The organism is Xanthobacter oligotrophicus, assembly GCF_008364685.1.
GTDB lineage: Bacteria > Pseudomonadota > Alphaproteobacteria > Rhizobiales > Xanthobacteraceae > Xanthobacter > Xanthobacter oligotrophicus.
This window is the reverse complement of sequence record NZ_VTTL01000002.1, coordinates 293,227-310,343: the sequence shown is the minus strand read 5'-3', so window position 1 is coordinate 310,343 and position 17,117 is coordinate 293,227. Positions and strand designations below refer to the sequence as shown.

17 protein-coding genes are annotated in these 17,117 nt (G+C 67.9%); 7 read left to right on the top strand and 10 right to left on the bottom strand.

Annotated features, from left to right (window positions below; translation table 11 throughout):
* Nucleotides 1–31 precede the first annotated feature (31 nt).
* Together FZ033_RS04265 and FZ033_RS04260 are read right to left on the bottom strand one after the other, a co-directional pair.
* A complete protein-coding gene (locus FZ033_RS04265) occupies nt 32–658 on the bottom strand; it encodes a GNAT family N-acetyltransferase (protein ID WP_188079298.1) in 627 nt (208 codons plus the stop codon).
* 248 nt (nt 659–906) lie between these two features.
* Nucleotides 907–2,163, bottom strand: a complete 1,257-nt coding sequence (locus tag FZ033_RS04260; RefSeq protein WP_149574903.1) for a glycerate kinase type-2 family protein — start codon at nt 2,161–2,163, stop codon at nt 907–909.
* A 186-nt stretch (nt 2,164–2,349) separates the two neighbouring features.
* Between FZ033_RS04260 and FZ033_RS04255 the strand changes: the two genes are divergently transcribed.
* Together FZ033_RS04255 and FZ033_RS04250 are read left to right on the top strand one after the other, a co-directional pair.
* Nucleotides 2,350–3,273: a methyltransferase domain-containing protein gene (locus FZ033_RS04255; RefSeq protein WP_188079297.1), complete on the top strand. Its 924-nt coding sequence runs from the start codon at nt 2,350–2,352 to the stop codon at nt 3,271–3,273.
* A gap of 75 nt (nt 3,274–3,348) precedes the next feature.
* Nucleotides 3,349–3,807 carry an acyl-CoA thioesterase gene (locus tag FZ033_RS04250; RefSeq protein ID WP_149574901.1) on the top strand — a complete coding sequence of 153 codons (459 nt, stop codon included), beginning with the start codon at nt 3,349–3,351 and terminating at the stop codon, nt 3,805–3,807.
* Nucleotides 3,808–3,997: 190 nt separating this feature from the next.
* Here FZ033_RS04250 and phbB read toward each other — a convergent pair whose 3' ends face one another.
* On the bottom strand, nt 3,998–4,720 hold the full coding sequence (gene phbB, locus FZ033_RS04245) for an acetoacetyl-CoA reductase (RefSeq protein WP_149574900.1): 723 nt from the start codon (nt 4,718–4,720) through the stop codon (nt 3,998–4,000).
* Between the two features lie 239 nt (nt 4,721–4,959).
* Nucleotides 4,960–6,138: an acetyl-CoA C-acetyltransferase gene (locus FZ033_RS04240; protein WP_149574899.1), complete on the bottom strand. Its 1,179-nt coding sequence runs from the start codon at nt 6,136–6,138 to the stop codon at nt 4,960–4,962.
* 297 nt (nt 6,139–6,435) lie between these two features.
* On the opposite strand from FZ033_RS04240, the gene phaR reads away from it, so the two are divergent.
* Complete coding sequence (phaR, locus tag FZ033_RS04235; protein ID WP_149574898.1) at nt 6,436–7,059, top strand: polyhydroxyalkanoate synthesis repressor PhaR; 624 nt, start codon at nt 6,436–6,438, stop codon at nt 7,057–7,059.
* 295 nt (nt 7,060–7,354) lie between these two features.
* On the opposite strand, the gene FZ033_RS04230 is transcribed toward phaR, so the two are convergent.
* Together FZ033_RS04230 and rpmF are read right to left on the bottom strand one after the other, a co-directional pair.
* Nucleotides 7,355–7,756, bottom strand: a complete 402-nt coding sequence (locus tag FZ033_RS04230) for a hypothetical protein (RefSeq protein WP_012115087.1) — start codon at nt 7,754–7,756, stop codon at nt 7,355–7,357.
* A 375-nt stretch (nt 7,757–8,131) separates the two neighbouring features.
* Nucleotides 8,132–8,317 (bottom strand): 50S ribosomal protein L32, encoded by a 186-nt coding sequence (gene rpmF, locus FZ033_RS04225; RefSeq protein WP_024279215.1) that lies wholly within the window; start codon nt 8,315–8,317, stop codon nt 8,132–8,134.
* Nucleotides 8,318–8,665: 348 nt separating this feature from the next.
* Between rpmF and FZ033_RS04220 the strand changes: the two genes are divergently transcribed.
* Nucleotides 8,666–9,598, top strand: a complete 933-nt coding sequence (locus tag FZ033_RS04220) for a peptidylprolyl isomerase (RefSeq protein WP_232847322.1) — start codon at nt 8,666–8,668, stop codon at nt 9,596–9,598.
* Between the two features lie 85 nt (nt 9,599–9,683).
* On the opposite strand, the gene FZ033_RS04215 is transcribed toward FZ033_RS04220, so the two are convergent.
* The 4 genes from FZ033_RS04215 to fabD form a co-directional block, all read right to left on the bottom strand.
* The gene (locus tag FZ033_RS04215) at nt 9,684–10,103 is read right to left on the bottom strand and encodes a hypothetical protein (protein WP_149574896.1); all 420 of its coding nucleotides are present in this window, start codon (nt 10,101–10,103) and stop codon (nt 9,684–9,686) included.
* Between the two features lie 188 nt (nt 10,104–10,291).
* A complete protein-coding gene (locus FZ033_RS04210; protein ID WP_149574895.1) occupies nt 10,292–12,808 on the bottom strand; it encodes a hypothetical protein in 2,517 nt (838 codons plus the stop codon).
* A gap of 97 nt (nt 12,809–12,905) precedes the next feature.
* Complete coding sequence (gene fabG, locus FZ033_RS04205; protein ID WP_149574894.1) at nt 12,906–13,649, bottom strand: 3-oxoacyl-[acyl-carrier-protein] reductase; 744 nt, start codon at nt 13,647–13,649, stop codon at nt 12,906–12,908.
* A gap of 199 nt (nt 13,650–13,848) precedes the next feature.
* Complete coding sequence (gene fabD, locus FZ033_RS04200) at nt 13,849–14,835, bottom strand: ACP S-malonyltransferase (RefSeq protein ID WP_149574893.1); 987 nt, start codon at nt 14,833–14,835, stop codon at nt 13,849–13,851.
* Nucleotides 14,836–15,043: 208 nt separating this feature from the next.
* Here fabD and FZ033_RS04195 point away from each other — a divergent pair, with 208 nt between their 5' ends.
* From FZ033_RS04195 to rpsR, 3 genes are all read left to right on the top strand, one after another.
* Entirely contained in the window at nt 15,044–16,069 is a 1,026-nt protein-coding gene (locus tag FZ033_RS04195) for a polysaccharide deacetylase family protein (protein WP_149574892.1), read from the top strand.
* 259 nt (nt 16,070–16,328) lie between these two features.
* On the top strand, nt 16,329–16,796 hold the full coding sequence (rpsF, locus tag FZ033_RS04190; RefSeq protein ID WP_149574891.1) for a 30S ribosomal protein S6: 468 nt from the start codon (nt 16,329–16,331) through the stop codon (nt 16,794–16,796).
* On the top strand, nt 16,796–17,062 hold the full coding sequence (gene rpsR, locus FZ033_RS04185) for a 30S ribosomal protein S18 (protein WP_138399794.1): 267 nt from the start codon (nt 16,796–16,798) through the stop codon (nt 17,060–17,062). Before rpsF ends, rpsR begins: the two co-directional genes overlap by 1 nt.
* Nucleotides 17,063–17,117: the final 55 nt, after the last annotated feature.

Genomic DNA, 17,117 nt, shown 5'->3' with positions numbered 1-17,117 from the left:
GGGCAGACGGGTCCTTGTGGGAGCGACTGCTCTAGTGGGCTTCCAGCTCGGGCTCCGCCGGGGCGAGGTCCGGCATCAGCCAGTCGAACAACCGTCCGGTGGCCATGCGCTGGGCCTGCAACACGGCACCGGCCATGCCCTGGGCATCCGCCGCCGCTTCCTGCGCCAGGGACAGCGCGGTGGGGAAGGGGGCGGTGAGCTCGGCGACCACTTCGTCGGTGTCGAAACTCAATTCGGCGTCGAACTTGCGCGCGATCTGCTGCATCCGCCGGTTATGGGCGAGGCAGTTCATGCACAAGGTACGGATCCCGCGGTTGCGGGCGCTCAGGATCACGCGCTCCAGCAGCTGGCTGCCGAGACCGTGGTTCTGGAACTCCTGCTCCACGCTGAAGGCGGCTTCCGCCTCTCCGGGCAGAACGTCGCCCATGGGATAAAGCTCGGCTGCTGCGCGCAGTTCGCCGTCCACAAAGCAGCCATGCACGATCGCACCCGTGCGGAACACCCGCGACGCGTAGCGCTCGACGAATTCGGCAGACACCGCAGAGCCGAACCTGGACCGGCGGCTCTCAGTATCGAGCCGAAGGAGATGGTCCCGGAAAATTCCGGCCTCTCCGGTCCACAGCTTGCGGATGATCCCCGGTGTGACCTCAACGGTCATTGTGGTCTCCAGACTTGGCGTCTTGGAAAGCCCCCCGGTTCCTCCGCAGCGGAATTTAGGTGCAATGCAGCAAAGGTCAATGGGGTTGACCTTGACCATTAGGTTAAGGCTCTGCCTAAAAGGCAGCGCATATCAGATAAGTATATGATATTACGTTAAAAATTGAGGCTATGCGCGCGGCGCAGCGCGGCTGCGCCGCAGGGGCAGGCCTTCGCCACGGCCCTGCCGCAATGAAACCGGGGCAGCGTCTATCGCACGAGGATCGCCCTGAAATCATTGACGTTCGTCAAGGTCGGGCCGGTGATCACCAGCCGGTCGAGGGCGGAGAAGAAGCTGTAGCCGTCATTGTTGGCGAGGTAGTCGGCGGGCTTCAGTCCCCGCGCAGCGGCCTCTTCGAGGATGGAGGCATCGAACCAGGCGCCGGCATTGTCCTCGGTGCCGTCCACCCCGTCCGTATCGCAGGAGACGGCGGAGATGCCGGGCCGTCCCTTCAGCGCGATGGCGAGGGCCAGCAGGAATTCCACACTGCGTCCGCCCCGGCCCTTGCCACGCACGGTCACCGTGGTCTCGCCGCCGGACAACAGCACGCAAGGCGCCGCCGCCGGCAGCCCGTGCGAGGCCGTGCAATTGGCGATGCCGGCGAACACGATGGCGGCCTCCCGCGCCTCTCCCTCGATGGCGTCGCCGAGAATGAGGGGGGTGATGCCGAGTTCGCGCGCCTTCGCCTCCGCCGCCTTCAGCGCCATCAGCGGGGTGGCGATCATGTGCACCTCCTGCCCGGGGAGAGCGTCGCCGGGGACGGTGTTGGCGCGGATCACCTGTTCGAGCTTGTTCGTGACCTCGATGCCCCACGCGCGCATCAGGCCCAGCACGCCCTCCGGGTCGGAGGCCTCGGGAATGGTGGGGCCGGAGCCGATGGTGGCCGGATCATCGCCCGGCACGTCGGAGATGAGGTAGGTCACCGCCCGCGCCGGGGCGATGGCGGCGGCAAGCCGGCCGCCCTTGATGGCGGAGAGCGACTTGCGCACCTGGTTCATCACGCCGATGGGCGCGCCGGATTTCAGGAGCGCGCTGTTCAGCGCCTGCTTGTCGGCCAGGGTCAGCCCCTCCGCCGGCATGGTAAGGAGCGAGGAGGCGCCCCCCGACATGAGGCAGACCACCAGATCGTCCGGCCCGGCGCCCTGCGCCAGCTCCAGGATGCGGCGGGCGGCGTCGAGGCCAGCCTGGTCCGGCACCGGGTGGGAGGCTTCCACGATCTCGATATGGCGCGTCTCGCAGCCATGGCCGTAGCGGGTGACGATGAGCCCCTCGCAGGGGTGGCCCCACTCTTCCTCGAAGGCGCGGGCCATGCGGGCCGAGGCCTTGCCGGCGCCGATGACGATGGTGCGGCCTTTCGGCGGGGCGGGCAGGCGATCCTTGAACTTGCCTTCCGGCAGCGCCGCCGCGAGCCCCGCATCGAACAAGGCGAGGAGGATGTCCCGGTCGGACAGGGTCGCAAGGGTCATGGCGTTCTCCCGCAGCCCGCCTTGTCGGGGGCCCTTTCATGCGTTTCAGGCTCGGCTGTAACCGGCTCCCGGCGAGGGATCAATAAGCGGGAAACGAAAGGCAGCTTTAATCCGGAAGGCAAGGTTCGGCTCGGCAAGCGCCCCCGAGCGGCGTGCCCGCTCGCATCGCTGCGCCCGAGGCCCTATATGCGGCGCATGAGCGATGTCACGCGCGATGCGCCCCATCTCGTCTTCGACCGGCCCCTGCTGCGCCGCCGCCTGGAGCGGGCCGCCCGCCTAGGTCCCGAACCCTTCCTGCTGGAACGGGCGGCGGAGGACATGGCGGACCGGCTGGCCGCGGTGAAGCGGCAGTTCGAGACGGCGGTGGATCTCGGCACGCCCACCGATGCGCTGGCCCACGCGCTCGACGGCCACGCTGCGGTGGGGCGCCTGTTCCGCGCCGCGCCGCTCGCGGTGGGATTCTCCACGCCCGGCGTGGTGGCCGACGAGGAGGCGCTGCCGTTCGCCGCCGGCTCGCTCGATCTTGTGGTGTCCGCCCTGTCGCTCCAGAGCGTGAATGATTTGCCCGGCGTCCTTGCACAGGTGCGCCGGGTGCTGAAGCCGGACGGGCTTTTCATGGCCGCGCTTCTGGGCGGCGGCAGCCTGTCCGAGCTGCGGCAGGCCTTCGCCATCGCCGAGAGCGAGACCACCGGCGGCCTGTCCCCCCGCGTCGCTCCGTTTGCGGATGTGCGCGACCTCGGCGCCCTGCTCCAGCGCGCGGGTTTTGCCCTGCCGGTCACCGACGTGGACCGCGTGGTGGTGCGCTACGGCTCGCCCTTCTCCCTGTTTTCAGACCTGCGCCGCATGGGCGCGGCCAACGCGCTGCTGGAGCGTCGCCGGGTGCCCCTGCGTCGCGCCACCCTTCTCCGGGCGGCGGAAATCTATGGGGAGCGATTCGCCGATCCGGACGGGCGGGTGCGCGCGACCTTCGAAATCGTGTTCCTGTCCGGCTGGGCACCCCATGAGAGCCAGCAGAAGCCGCTGCGTCCCGGCTCCGCCAAGATGCGCCTCGCCGACGCCCTCGGCGCGCGCGAAGTGCCGCTGCCGCCAGTGGGTAACGACGAGGGCTGAGCGACGCCTTTGGCAGTGGGCATTCGGACGTTAGACATGCAGGCCGCAAGGGCGGCTCAAGCGAGGGGGGAGCGGATGAGCGGACAGGCGGGCCAGGGCGGCGGGCGGGAAGAGCCGGTTCTGATTGACGGCTTTTCCCATGTGCTGCCCATCACCACGCGCTGGGCGGACGTGGATGTCTACGGCCACGTGAACAACGTGGTCTACTATTCCTACTTCGACACGGTGGTGAACGAGCAACTGGTCTCCGCCGGCCTGCTGGACCCGCAGACAAGCCCCATCATCGGCCTGGTGGTGGAAACGCGCTGCACCTATTTCCGCAGCCTCACCTATCCGGCCCCGGTCCAAGCCGGCATGCGGGTGGCGAAGCTCGGCTCCTCGTCGGTGCGCTACGAGATTGCCCTGTTCCAGGGCGAGGACCCGCGCGCGGCGGCGCAGGGCCATTTCGTCCACGTCTATGTGGACCGCGCCAGCCAGAAGCCGGTGCCCATACCCGATTCGGTCCGGGCACTGCTCCAGACCCTGGTGGTGTGAGCGGCGGCCAACGCGTCCCCGAAAACGCACATGCCCCGGACGAGCCGGGGCATGGCGATGTTGCGGTGCTCGAACCGGCGTCGGGCTCATACCAACGGCCCGTGAGCTTTGCTCATGGGCCGTTGGTCAAGCCCGCGCGGCGCTTGAGCGTGACCCACTTGGCACCAGTCGAAGACCGGGGCCGATGGTATCAGGTGATGTACTGGGCGCCGTTGACGGTCATGGTCGAGCCGGTGATGAAGCCGGCGTCGTCTGAGGCGAGGAAGACCACGGCGCGGGCGATGTCCTCCGGCTCGCCGAGGCGGCCCACCGGAATGGTCGCCACGATCTTGGCCAGCGCTTCCGCGGGCACGGCGCGCACCATCTCGGTGCCGATGTAGCCGGGGGCGATGGCGTTCACCGTGATGCCGGCGCGGGCGCTCTCCTGGGCGAGCGCCTTGACGAAGCCGATCTCGCCGGCCTTGGCAGCGGAATAGTTGGTCTGGCCGAACTGGCCCTTCTGCCCGTTGATGGACGAGATGCAGATGATGCGGCCGAACTTGCGCTCGCGCATGCCCTCGATGACCGGGCGGGTCATGTTGAAGGCAGAGTTGAGGTTGGTGTTGATCACCGCGCTCCACTGCTCCAGTGACATCTTGTGGAACTGGCCGTCGCGGGTGATGCCGGCATTGTTCACCAGCACTTCGACCGGACCGACCTCGGCCTCCACCTTGGCGATGCCTGCCTTGCAGGATTCGAAATCGGACACGTCCCACTTGAAGGCGGCAATGCCGGTCTTCTCGGTGAACGCCTTGGCTGCCTCGTCGTTACCGGCATAGTTCGCTGCGACCTTGTAGCCGGCGGCTTTCAGCGCCACCGAGATCGCTTCGCCGATTCCACGCGTGCCGCCCGTGACCAACGCGACGCGTCCCATGGTTCCCTCCTCACTCTATTGGCTCGACCTGACGACACTTCTCCCGTGATCCGGAGCGGGTCGAGCCACGCTCCGGCGGTTTAGCAAGTCTGTATTTCCGTCGGGAAACAGTGGGCCGCGATGGAAGGTCGCGGCCCGGTTGTGCGCGCACCGGTTGCGGGACCCGATACCGCCCGGCGAGCCGGACGGCGGGGTTACTTCCGCTGCGCCGCAGGCCAGGTCAGGCCCGCGCGAGGCACTCAGTCCCTTGCGAGGCACATGGCAATGCCCATGCCGCCGCCGATGCACAGGGTGGCGAGGCCCTTCTTGGCGTCGCGCTTCTGCATCTCGTGGAGCAGGGTCACCAGGATGCGGGTGCCCGAGGCGCCGATGGGGTGGCCGATGGCGATGGCGCCACCGTTCACGTTCACCTTGCTGGTGTCCCAGCCGAGGTCCTTGTTCACGGCGATGGCCTGGGCGGCGAAGGCCTCGTTGGCTTCCACCAGGTCGAGGTCCGAGGCGCTCCAGCCGGCCTTCTCCAGCGCGAGGCGGGAGGCGGGGATGGGCCCGGTGCCCATGACGGCCGGATCGACGCCGGCCTGCGCCCAGGACACGATGCGGGCGAGCGGGGTGCGGCCCTCTGCCTTGGCTTTGGCGGCGCTCATGAGCACCACGGCGGCGGCGCCGTCATTGATGCCGGAGGCGTTGCCGGCGGTCACCGTGCCGTCCTTGGCGAAGGCGGGCTTCAGCTTGGTCATGGCTTCGATGGTGGAGCCGTGGCGGATGTACTCGTCCTGGTCCACCACCACGTCGCCCTTGCGGGTGGAGATGGTGACGGGGACGATCTCCTCCTTGAACTTGCCGCCCTTCTGGGCCGCTTCCGCCTTGTTCTGGGACGCGACGGCGAACTCGTCCTGCTCCTGGCGGGTGATCTGGAACTGGCGGGCCACGTTCTCGGCGGTGTTGCCCATGTGGTAGCCGTTGAAGGCGTCCCACAGGCCGTCCTTGATCATGGTGTCCACGAACTCGAGGCCGCCCATGCGGGTGCCGTTGCGCACGTGGGCCGCGTGGGTGGACTGGCTCATGGATTCCTGGCCGCCGGCCACGACGATTTCGCTGTCGCCGTTGACGATGGCCTGGGCGCCCAGCGCCACGGAGCGCAGGCCGGAGCCGCACACCATCTGCACTTCCCAGGCCGGGACGGAGATGGGCAGGCCGGCCTTCAGCGAGGCCTGGCGGGCCGGGTTCTGGCCCTGGGCGGCGGTGAGCACCTGGCCCAGAATCACTTCGCTGACGGTATCCGCGGGAAGTCCGGCGCGCTCCAGCGCCGCCTTGATGGCGATCGCGCCCAGCTCATGGGCGGGCAACGGCGCGAGCGCGCCGTTGAACGACCCGACCGGGGTGCGCGCTGCGCTGACGATGACGACCTCGTCCTTCATGGGTGTCTCTCCTGGGGAAGATCGGGCGGGCGGCTTTGCGCCTCGTTGCCAGTGCGGTGCTGCCAGTGCCGTGTAGAGTGCCGGCCCCTATCGTGGCCGGGGCCGACCATGTGTCAATGACCCACCTCATTGCAAGGGAGGGCCTCGCACGCAAATTGAACCTTCGTCTGGGCGACGGCCCGATGACACTGGCGCGCATTGCAAAAAGGCCGGTGCGCGGCGCACACAAAGTGGTAGCTCTGCACTTGGAAACGCCTTAACCTGCGGCAGCGCCCAAGGAAAACGGATGACCGGACAATGGCAAAATCGCAAGAGCCAGTCACCATCAAGAAATACGCCAACCGCCGTCTCTACAACACGGGGACGAGCACCTATGTGACCCTCGAAGACCTCGCCAACATGGTGAAGGAGGGGGAGGACTTCGTGGTGTACGACGCCAAGAACGGCGACGACATCACCCACTCGGTGCTGACGCAGATTATCTTCGAGCAGGAAAACAAGGGCCAGAATCTTCTGCCCATCGCGTTCCTGCGCCAGATCATCCGCTTCTATGGCGACAGCATGCAGATGCTGGTGCCGCGTTACCTGGAAGCGTCCATCGACAGCTTCACCAAAGATCAGGGGAAGTTCCGCGAGCACGTCGCCAAGACGATGACGGGACCGAGCTTCATCGGGCTCGACGATCACGTGCGCCGCAACATGGAAATGTTCGAGCGCGCTTTCCACATGTTCCTGCCTTTCCCCAAGGGCGAGGAGCCGGCGGGAACGGTTTCGCCGACGCCAGCCCAGACGCCTGCCGTTCCGGTGGCCGAGCGCAGCGATGATCTCGACGCGCTCAAGCGCCAGATGGCCGACATGCAGGCCAAGCTTGAGCAACTGGTGCCGAAAAGCGAGCCGAAGCCGGAAGGCTCGGACAGCTGAGTCCAAAGGCCGGCGCGCGGCGGGAAGCCGCGCGCCGGCCTTTGTGACCGCCTGTCCCGCCGTGATTGGGAATCAGCCGGCGCGTGACGCATCATGCAGCCGAGGGCGATCCAGCACGTCACATATGTTTGCTTTTGTTGAAGGCGCTGCGTGATTCTCCGCGCAGCGGGCCGGATTGTGCGTCGTGATCAATTTCGCGGCGCGCCTATTCTTGCGGCTTTCCTGTTTCCGCGCGGCACGCATTTGCGCGCCTGCTCGTTCTCGGATTCAGGCCGATCAGTGATCAGGTTGCGCCCTATTCCCGGGGCTCGACGGAGAAATCGCGCTGGGCGACCCGGACCGAGACAGAGAAGCCGGCGATCACATCCAGCAGCATGATGCATAGCAGGATGGCGAACACAGAATTTCCCGCCTGCCGCACCAGCAGAAACTCCGTTATGCCGATCACGAACACCAGCATGGACAGCATGTGATCGACGATGGAGCGGTGAGTGATCCGCGTCGCCTTGAGGATTTCGAAAAATAAGAAGAACAGGCTGAGCGCGATAAACGCCTCCGCCATGCTGATGGTCCATTCCGCCCCCGAAAGCATCGAGATCGTGGTCAGCACGGTGGACCACGAGATGCCGGGCATCAGGAAGGTGATGATGTTGTAGATCGCGAGGGGGACGATCAGCAACGGGACGGGCGTCAGCATATGTGCTCCTCGGGCCGCTGTGCGCGGGCGCGCTCGCCCTCCCAGATTGCGATGCAACCTGATCGGCGCGTGCTCTTGCGCTGCGGATGGGTGCCACATCGGAGGCGGAAAGTCACGACCGGCGGAAAGTCACGGTCCCGCATCGCGGCGTCGCGCGCTGGGGACCGTCGATCTCCGCGCTGCGCACGGCAAAGCGCAGGGCCGGAAGGTACACCCTGGTTGGTCCGGAGCCCGTGGTCCCCCTGCAACCCGGCCCGGTCAAACCCGCCCGGAGCCGTGGGACTCGAATCACGAAGCCACGAAGCATCGGCCGGCGCCTGGGGCGCGGGCCATGCTCTTGCCGGCGCCGGAAAGCCGGCGCGCGGGCCTAAAGCCTCAGGCTTCGGCCTTGGGCTTCAGGATCTGGCGACCGCGATACATGCCGGTCTTCAGATCCACGTGGTGGGGACGGCGCAGCTCGCCCGAATCCTTGTCTTCCACATAGGTGGGCTGCTTCAGCGCGTCGGCCGAGCGGCGCATGCCACGGCGGGACGGCGAGGTCTTTCTCTTCGGGACAGCCATTGTCCAAACTCCTGAACGACATAACGTGGCAAGCGCGGCGTGGTCGCTGAAACAAGGCGCGCTGCCGACTTGGCCAACTTGTGAATTGGCGAACTTATGATCGCGAACGCGCCGAAGGTGAGCCCAGACGCGAGCCGCTTGGAGCGGTTCGCCCGGGGCGCGCTGAACGGCCAGCATTCCCGATGGAAGGCGCGCCTTATACAGCCTCGCGCGGGGGAGCGAAAGCCCTGCAACGCGCTTTTCCAGTCGCTCTATGCCCCAACAATGCCCTCTTGTCAGCCGAGGAGAGCTAAGCGAGGTTGCGCCCCGCTTCGGCTCGCCCGAAGACATCCCGAGGAAACCGGACCCATGATGCGTTCCGCCAAAACCCGTCTTTTCGCCGCCGCGCTCGCCGCGACCGTCTCCGTCGCGTCCGTCTCGGCGGCGCTCGCGCAGGGGGCCGCCCCGGCCGCTCCCCCCGCCGCGACGCAGGCGGCGCCGGCCCCCGACACCGTGGTTGCGACCGTCAACGGAACGCCCATCCGCCAGAGCGATGTGACCATTGCCGTGGAAGACATCGGCGCCGGCCTGCCGCCCCAGCTCCAGGGCCCGCAGCGGGAGGAATATGTCCTCTCCTTCCTCACGGACATGACCCTGCTGGCCAAGTTCGCCGAGGCGCAGAAGCTCGACCAGTCGCCGGATTTCCAGCAGCGTCTCGCCTATGCCCGCACCAAGGCGCTCATGGAAACGCTGATGACCCAGGAAGCCAAGAAGGCGGTTTCCGAAGAGGCCAAGCGCAAGACTTACGAGGAATTCGTCAAGTCCGCGCCGGCCGAGGCCGAGGTCCGCGCCCGCCATATCCTGGTGGATGACGAGGCCAAGGCCAAGGAGATCGCCAAGAAGGCCAAGGCCGGCGAGGATTTCGCCAAGCTCGCCAAGGAATATTCCAAGGACAGCGCCGAGGACGGCGGGGATCTGGGCTATTTCACCAAGGACCAGATGGTCCCCGAATTCGCCGACGCCGCCTTCAAGCTGGACAAGGGCCAGGTGTCCGACCCGGTGAAGAGCCAGTTCGGCTGGCACGTCATCAAGGTCGAGGACAAGCGCCAGAAGCCGGTTCCCACCTATGAGCAGGTGTCGGACCAGGTGGAGCAGTACCTTGTGCGCAAGGCCCAGGCGGACCTCGTCACCAAGCTGCGCACCGACGCCAAGATCGAGAAGACCGCCGCTGCCGCGCCCGCCCCGGCGGCGCCTGCTGCTCCCGCTGCGCCGGCGCCTGCGGCCGACCCCGCCAAGAAGTGATCGCGGTCACGAACAGGTTTTGAAGGGGCGCTTCGGCGCCCCTTTTTCATGTCTGCTCGGGCCGCGGTCGCGTGCCGGGCGCCGGTCAGAGCTCTTCCAGCCCGGCCTTGGCGCGGGCGAGGAGCTTGGCGGCGTCGAGAATCACATCCTTGTCCGGATCGTGAACGAGCGCGCCGAAAGTGCCGGCGAGCGCGGCGCACACGCCCATGGCGCTGACCTGCTCGCGCACGTCGCCGCTCCATTTGAAGTCCAGGGCCACGTCCCGCCCGCCCAGGGCCTCGGCCAGCGTGGCCGATCGGGGGCCGCCCGCTTCCACGGCGCCGAAGCGGAGGGTGAAGCCGGCATCCTCGCCGTCGAGGGTGCAGGGCAGGTATCCGGACGATTCGAACGGCACGTAGCCGTCATCCAGCACCAGCTTCAGCTTGAGGGCGTCGATGGCCTGTTGCAGCGCCGGGCGGGCCGGCACGTCGCTGCGGGACAAATAGGCGGTCTGGGCGCGCGCCATGGCGGCTCCTTCCAAATTTGGGTCGTTGAAAAACGGCTGCCGGACGGGCCGGCAGCGGGCTGAAACGGGAAAATCCTAAAGGGGAATGCCGGCGCGTGGAAGATCCGCGCGCCTCCGCCGCCAGTGTCCGGGAGCCTCCTATGGCACCCGTGCGACGCTCGTTCGGTCGCCGGCCGAGGCCATTTGGATCAGCGCGGCGGGGCGCCGCCGGTGCAGACCAGCGACGGTGTCGCCAGCGCCGTCCATACGGCTTCCACCGCCGTACCGTTGTTGCAGCGGTCGGCGGTGGCCTCCAGCTGCTCGTGCAGGTTCATCTGCACGGGTTTGGAGAGCCACCAGCTCATGGATACGTCGCGGATCTTCTCCGGTGTGGCCTCGCCCACCGGGCAGTGGCCGTCCCTCACCGCCTCCGGCCACACCTTGATCTGCACGAGATTGGTGGGGCAGCGGTCGCTGAAGCGGGCGTCGAGCCAGTGAGTGGCCGTCGCCACCGCGAGCCGCCCTCGGCCGCTGCGCACCGCGCCGATGGCGCCCACCGGCCCGGTGATCTCGGTGAAGGCGGCATGGTCCGGGGCGTCCGGCACCACGACGCCGCTGCCGGTGCGGGCGGTGCGCTCCTCGGTCAGCACGCTGCCGGGATCGTTGGCGACCACCAGGATGAAGGGGGCGAGCCGGGGCTCGATCTCCACCATGGCCTCGGCCAGTTCAAGCGCGCTCTCCACCCCGAAATTCTCGAAATAGCCGCCGTCCACGATGCGGTCCACCACGTCCGTGTCCATCTGGTAGATGGAGCCCGGCGGCGAGATCACCGGGAAGCGGGCGGAGTTGGTGGCGGCGGTGGACAGCCTCACGTCGAGATCGGATCGCACCAGGCCGTGGAAGTCGATGGCGTGGGTGAAGAGGGCGCATTCCGCGTTGGGGCCGCCCGAGGGGCAGCGGCCGGTGGCGGCATAGGTGGGCGAAAGGTCGGTGGTGACGATGCGCTGGCCGGTCTCCACCGACGTGCCGTTCAGCACGAGGAAGGGCACCCAGCGGCTCGGATCGGGCGGCGCGCCGAGGAATGGCGTGGCCAGCCGGCCCGCCGTATCGGGCGCCGCCTTTGCGCCCGCCGCCCGAACATGCCGGGCGAAATTGTCCTCCCAGGATTGCTCCAGCAGTGCGGCGCGATCGGAAAGGAAGATCTGGACCTGGTCGTGGAAGGCGAGGCCGAAGAAGGTGGCGGTGAGATAATCGCCCGCCGTCATGCTCTCCAGGCAGTCGCGCCAGCCGGCGAGCGTGCCGCCGAACCAGCCATCCGGCGCCTTTTCGGGGCAGGGCGCGGCGGAACCGGTGCGGGCCGCGAGCGCCGCCGCCACCACGGCGGCGCCGTAGGACCCGCCCGACACGCCGGAAATGGCGAAGATGCGGGTCGCGATGTCCTTGCCGTTCAGGGCCTGCTCGATGGCGGGGGTGAAGCGGCCGTCGTCGCGGGCGGCCCGGTTGATCTTCGAGCCGTCGGCACGGGTGAAGGAGAAGGCCTGCTTGTGGCGCTCGAAATCGAGGAAATGGCCGATGACGCTGGCGGTGAAGAAGCCGGCCCGGCTCGCCCCGCCCGCCGCCGCGACGAGGACCGGGCGTGGGCAGGAGGCCGGGGCCTCCGCGCAGCCATTGGCGCGCATCCACAGCTGGACCGCCTGCACCATGGATGTGCGTCGGTACGCCGGCTCGACGGCCGCGAGGGTGCGCACCGCGTGGTTGTCGCCGAAGACATAGACGCCGATGGCGCCGAAAAGGAAGAGGCCGGTCAGGATCGGCACGTGGAAGCGCCGCCCCACCGATGACAGGTAGCCGAGAATCGGCACCCAGCCGCCGAAGATGAGCGGCACGGCGAAGGCGAGGGGCAGTTGCCGGGCCAGCCAGTGGGGGCTGGCGGCCAGCACCACGATGACCAGCACCGCATAGGCGAGGAGGATCAGCCGGCCCGTGGCATGCAGCTCCGCCTCGGGATCGTCGGGCCGGGCTTCGATGCCGAGCAGGGCGAACATGCCGGCGAGCCGCCGCCCCAGCGCCGCATCGAATGCCTTGAGGGGACCCACGTCGGTGAAAAGCCCGCGCAGGAGGGAATAGGCATAGAACAGCGGCGCGCCGGCCAGCATGACCCAGGACAGCAGCGCCAGCTGGTCATGGGCGGCCGCCATGGCCGGCCGGTCGGCGAGGGTGGGCAGGTTGCCGATGGCGTTGCGCGCGCCGATGGCGAAGGCAACGAAGGTCAGCGCGCCGAGAATGCGCGGCACGTGGCGCAGCATCAGGCAGAAGATGAGATCGTGCTTGCGCCCCCTCGCGACGGCGGCGGCATTGCGTCGGGCGCTGATGTCGGCGAGGCCCTGGTCCGTCTCCATCAGGAGGCGGGCGGCGTAGTGCACCGGCATGGCCCACAACAGGAAGACGGCGGCGAGGAGGGCGATCATGGCGCGGGACAGGCCGGCGGCCGCGCCCACGGGCGCTCCCGCCATGGCGACGTCCAGCGTGACATCCTGGCCCTGGGTCACGGCGGACATGAGCAACAGGCCGAGGACGACGCTGGCCAGCGGCACCCTCACCACCCACAGGATCAGTCCGAAATCGAGAATGCGGCCCCAGATCCGGCCGAGCAGATAGGACGTGTACGGCGCCGCCGCACTCCGCCCTTTGAGCCCGATTTCAGGGCTCACAGGCTCGATCTTCATGCGTGCCTCCAGTCCCCGCACGCCTGAAGACACTACAACTTTCGAAGGACACAGACAACGGCCGGCCGCCGCAGCGCGGGGCCGGCCGGGGTCGAGGTCAGATCATGGCCATGCCGCCGTTCACGTGCAGGGTCTGGCCGGTGACATAGGCGGCCTCGTTGGAGGCGAGGTAGACGCAGGCGGCGGCGATGTCCTCGGGGGTGCCGAGCTTGGCCGCCGGCACCGCCTTCAGGATGCCCTCGCGCTGCTTGTCGTTGAGGGCGTCGGTCATGGGGGTGGCGATGAAGCCGGGGGCGACGCAGTTCACCGTCACCCCGCGCGAAGCCACTTCCTGGGCCAGCGACTTGGACATGCCGATCATGCCGGCCTTGGCGGCGGCATAATTGCCCTGGCCCGCATTGCCGGTGACGCCGACGATGGAGGTTATGGAGATGATGCGGCCCGAGCGGCGGCGCATCATGGTGCGCACGGCCGCGCGCGACAGGCGGAAGGCGGCGGTGAGGTTCACCGCGATCACCTGGTCCCACGCCTCGTCGGAGAGGCGCATGAAGATGTTGTCGCGGGTGATGCCGGCATTGTTGACGAGAATGTCGATGTGCCCGCCCAGCGCCGCCTCGGCGTCCGGCACCAGCTTCTCCACCTCTTCCGTGCTGCCGAGATTGCAGGGCAGCACGTGGACGCGGTCGCCACCCAGCTCGCCGGCGAGGACGTCGAGGGCCTCCTTGCGGGTGCCGGAAATGGCGACGATGGCGCCCTGGGCGTGCAGCGCCTTGGCAATCGCGCCACCGATGCCGCCGGTGGCGCCGGTGACGAGCGCGGTCTTGCCGGAAAGATCAAACATGTAGTCCCCCAGTCCTTTGTCGGGTGTCCGGCGTCAGGGCCGGTTGGAGATGAGCGAGCCAGCCCGAGCGCATCGCCTGAATTCGCCCCGGCCTTGTGCAGGGCTTTAACGGCGTTCCGCAATGCCGGCGCGGGTCGAACGCGCCAATGGCCGGCATAAAGCCGGCCATGACGGTATATCAGTGAGGGAGAAAAGCGCCTCAGGCCGCCGAGGCGGCGGCGTTGCGGGCGGCGATGAAGGCCGCGACGTCTTCCGCCGTGCCCACGGCGCTCGTGGACACCGACTTGTCGATGCGCTTGACGAGGCCGCACAGCACCTTGCCCGTGCCGATCTCGACCATGCGCGTCACGCCCGCGCCCGCCATGTAGATGACGCTTTCGCGCCAGCGCACGGTGCCGGTCACCTGCTCCACCAGCAGGCGCACGATCTCGGCCGGGTCGGTCACCGGGGAGGCGCGCACATTGGCCACCAGCGGCACCCGCGGCGTCATCACGGTGGAGCCGGAGAGAGCCACTTCCATGGCCTCGGCGGCCGGTCCCATGAGGCGGCAATGGAAGGGGGCGGATACGGGCAGGAGCAGGGCCTTCATGGCGCCCTTCTCCTTGGCGATAACGATGGCACGCTCCACCGCCGCCTTGGTGCCGGAGACCACCACCTGGCCGGGGGCGTTGTCGTTGGCCGCCTCGCACACGTCGTCGCCGGCAGCTTCCGCCGCCACGGCCACCGCCTGGTCGTAGTCGAGGCCCAGCAGGGCAGCCATGGCGCCTTCGCCCACCGGCACCGCCTCCTGCATGGCGCGGCCGCGGATGCGCAGCAGCCGGGCGGCTTCCGTGATGGTGAGGGCGCCGGCGGCGGCGAGGGCCGAATATTCGCCCAGCGAATGGCCGGCCACGAAGGCGGCCTCGCGGGCGAGGTCCAGCCCCGCCTCGGTCTCCAGCACGCGCAGCGCGGCGAGGGAAACCGCCATGAGGGCCGGCTGGGCGTTGGCGGTGAGGGTCAGCGCGTCGATGGGGCCGTCCCACATCACCTGCGTCAGGCTCTCGTTAAGGGCGGCGTCCACTTCATCGAACACGGCCTTCGCGGCCGGGAAATTGTCCGCCAGCGCCTTGCCCATTCCCACGGCCTGGCTGCCCTGCCCGGGGAAGATAAAGGCGGTCTGAGATCCTGTACGCGGCCCATCCGACATGCGCGGCCCTCCAATTATCAAATTTGGGGAGGGCAGAGACACCCGGAATGTGGGCGAGTCAAGGCGAGGGAACTTGACTTTGCGGAAGCAGGGGCGTTTGCCTCTTCCGCTTCACATTTTATGCATAGGCCTTAGGCGAAACGTGTGGGTCAGGCGTGAACGAAACCGGGCTATGGTCGCCTGGCACAGACATGGAAAGTGGTCCGTCGTGAAGGCTTCCTGGGGATTTCTCGCTTTTGCCGCCGTGGGCGTGATCGGCCTGGGCTCAGCCTTTGGCCAGACCTTTCAGCCGGCGCCCTCCGCCAACAAGCCTCTCGCGACCCAGCCCCTCGCGACCATGACGCCGACCGGCACCTTCGCCGCCTCGCAGACCGCCGCCGAGCCGCCGGCCCCCGCCGCAGGCATGTCCACGCCGGCGGCGACGTCCGCCCCGACCGGAACCTCGCCGCAGAAGCTGGTGGCCTATTCCTCCGCGGTGGTGGATGGCCCCTACATCGCCATGACCTTCGACGACGGGCCCAACCCCGAGACCACGCCCCGGCTGCTTAAGATGCTGGAGCAGAGGGGCATCAAGGCCACCTTCTTCGTGCTCGGAAGCCGGGCGACGGCCTCGCCCGCCATCATCAAGCAGATGATCGCGCAGGGCCACGAGGTGGCGAACCATTCCTGGGACCACCCGCAACTGCCCAAGATTTCGGTGGCGGCCGCCGACAAGCAGATCGGCGACACCAACGCCGCCATCGAGCAGCTCACCGGCAAGTCGCCCCTTTATGTGCGCCCGCCCTACGGCGCCATGACCCCGGCGCTGCGCGCCCATCTGCGCGAGAAGTTCGGCTCGACCTTCATCTATTGGTCGGTGGATCCGCTCGACTGGAAGGACCGCAACGCCCAGGTCATCCACGACCGGATCGTGTCCCACGCCCATCCCGGCGCCATCGTGCTCGCCCACGACATCCACCCCACCACGGTGGATGCGATGCCCAAGGTGCTCGATGACCTGAAGGCCAAGGGCTACAAGTTCGTCACGGTCTCCGAGCTGATCGCCATGAACAAGGGCGTGCCGGAGCCGAAGGTGGCCTCCACCACCCCCGCGCCGAAGAAGAAGCCGAAGCCGGCCAATCCGGCCTCCGCCTCCGCGACCGGCGCCACCGCGAAGCCGGTCTCGGCCAAGCCCGCCTCTGCCAAGCCAGCGGCGCCGACCCGCAATTCCAGCACCAGCATGGGCCTGTTCTGAGCGAGGGCCGGCGCGTTCGCGGCTGAGAGGCGCGCGGAAACTTGCCTTCGGCGCAGAATCTGCTATACGCCCCGCTTCCGTCGCACCCGGCCGGGGGCTGAACGGACGGTCTTTCTTTGCCTCGGCGTTCTCCGCTGTGGCGTTGAAAAACAGGGCACCTGCCCGTCGTCCCGTGTCCCCGCCTTCCGAGCTTCGCGCCTTTCCGGCAAGAAGGGCTTGGCGCCGGTGGACGGAAGTGAAACGAAAGGCACACGAACACATGCCGCTTTACGAGCACGTGTTCCTCGCGCGCCAGGACGTGACGGCGCAGCAGGTCGAGGAACTCACCACCCGATTCAAGGGTGTCATCGAGGCGAATGGCGGCTCGGTCGGCAAGACCGAGTACTGGGGCGTGAAGTCCCTGACCTATCGCATCAACAAGAACCGCAAGGCGCACTTCACGCTCCTGAACATCACTGCCCCCGCGGCGGCGATCCAGGAGCTGGAGCGCCAGCAGCGCATCGATGAGGACGTCCTGCGCATTCTCACCCTGCGCGTGGACGAGCACGAAGAAGGCCAGTCCGCCATGCTCCAGAAGCGCGACCGCGACGATCGCGGCGAGCGTGGGGACCGTGGGGACCGTGGCGATCGCGGTGACCGTGGCGACCGCGGCTTCGGTGGTCGCGAGGACCGCCCGCGCCGTCCGCGTCCCACTGAAGAGTCCCATGGCGGCGAGGAGGAAGTCTGATGGCATTCGCTCAGTCCGGTGGCGCCGGCGGTGGCGGTGGCCAGCGTCGTCCCTTCTTCCGTCGTCGCAAGACCTGCCCGTTCTCCGGCCCCAACGCGCCGAAGATCGACTACAAGGATGTGCGCCTCCTGCAGCGCTACATCTCCGAGCGCGGCAAGATCGTGCCCTCGCGCATCACGGCGGTCTCCGCCAAGAAGCAGCGTGAGCTGTCGACCGCCATCAAGCGCTCGCGGTTCCTGGGCCTTCTGCCCTTCGTGATCCGCTGATCCATTCGCCCTCCCCGCCAGGGAGGGCGTTTTCCTTTGGTTTTGGCGACGCGCC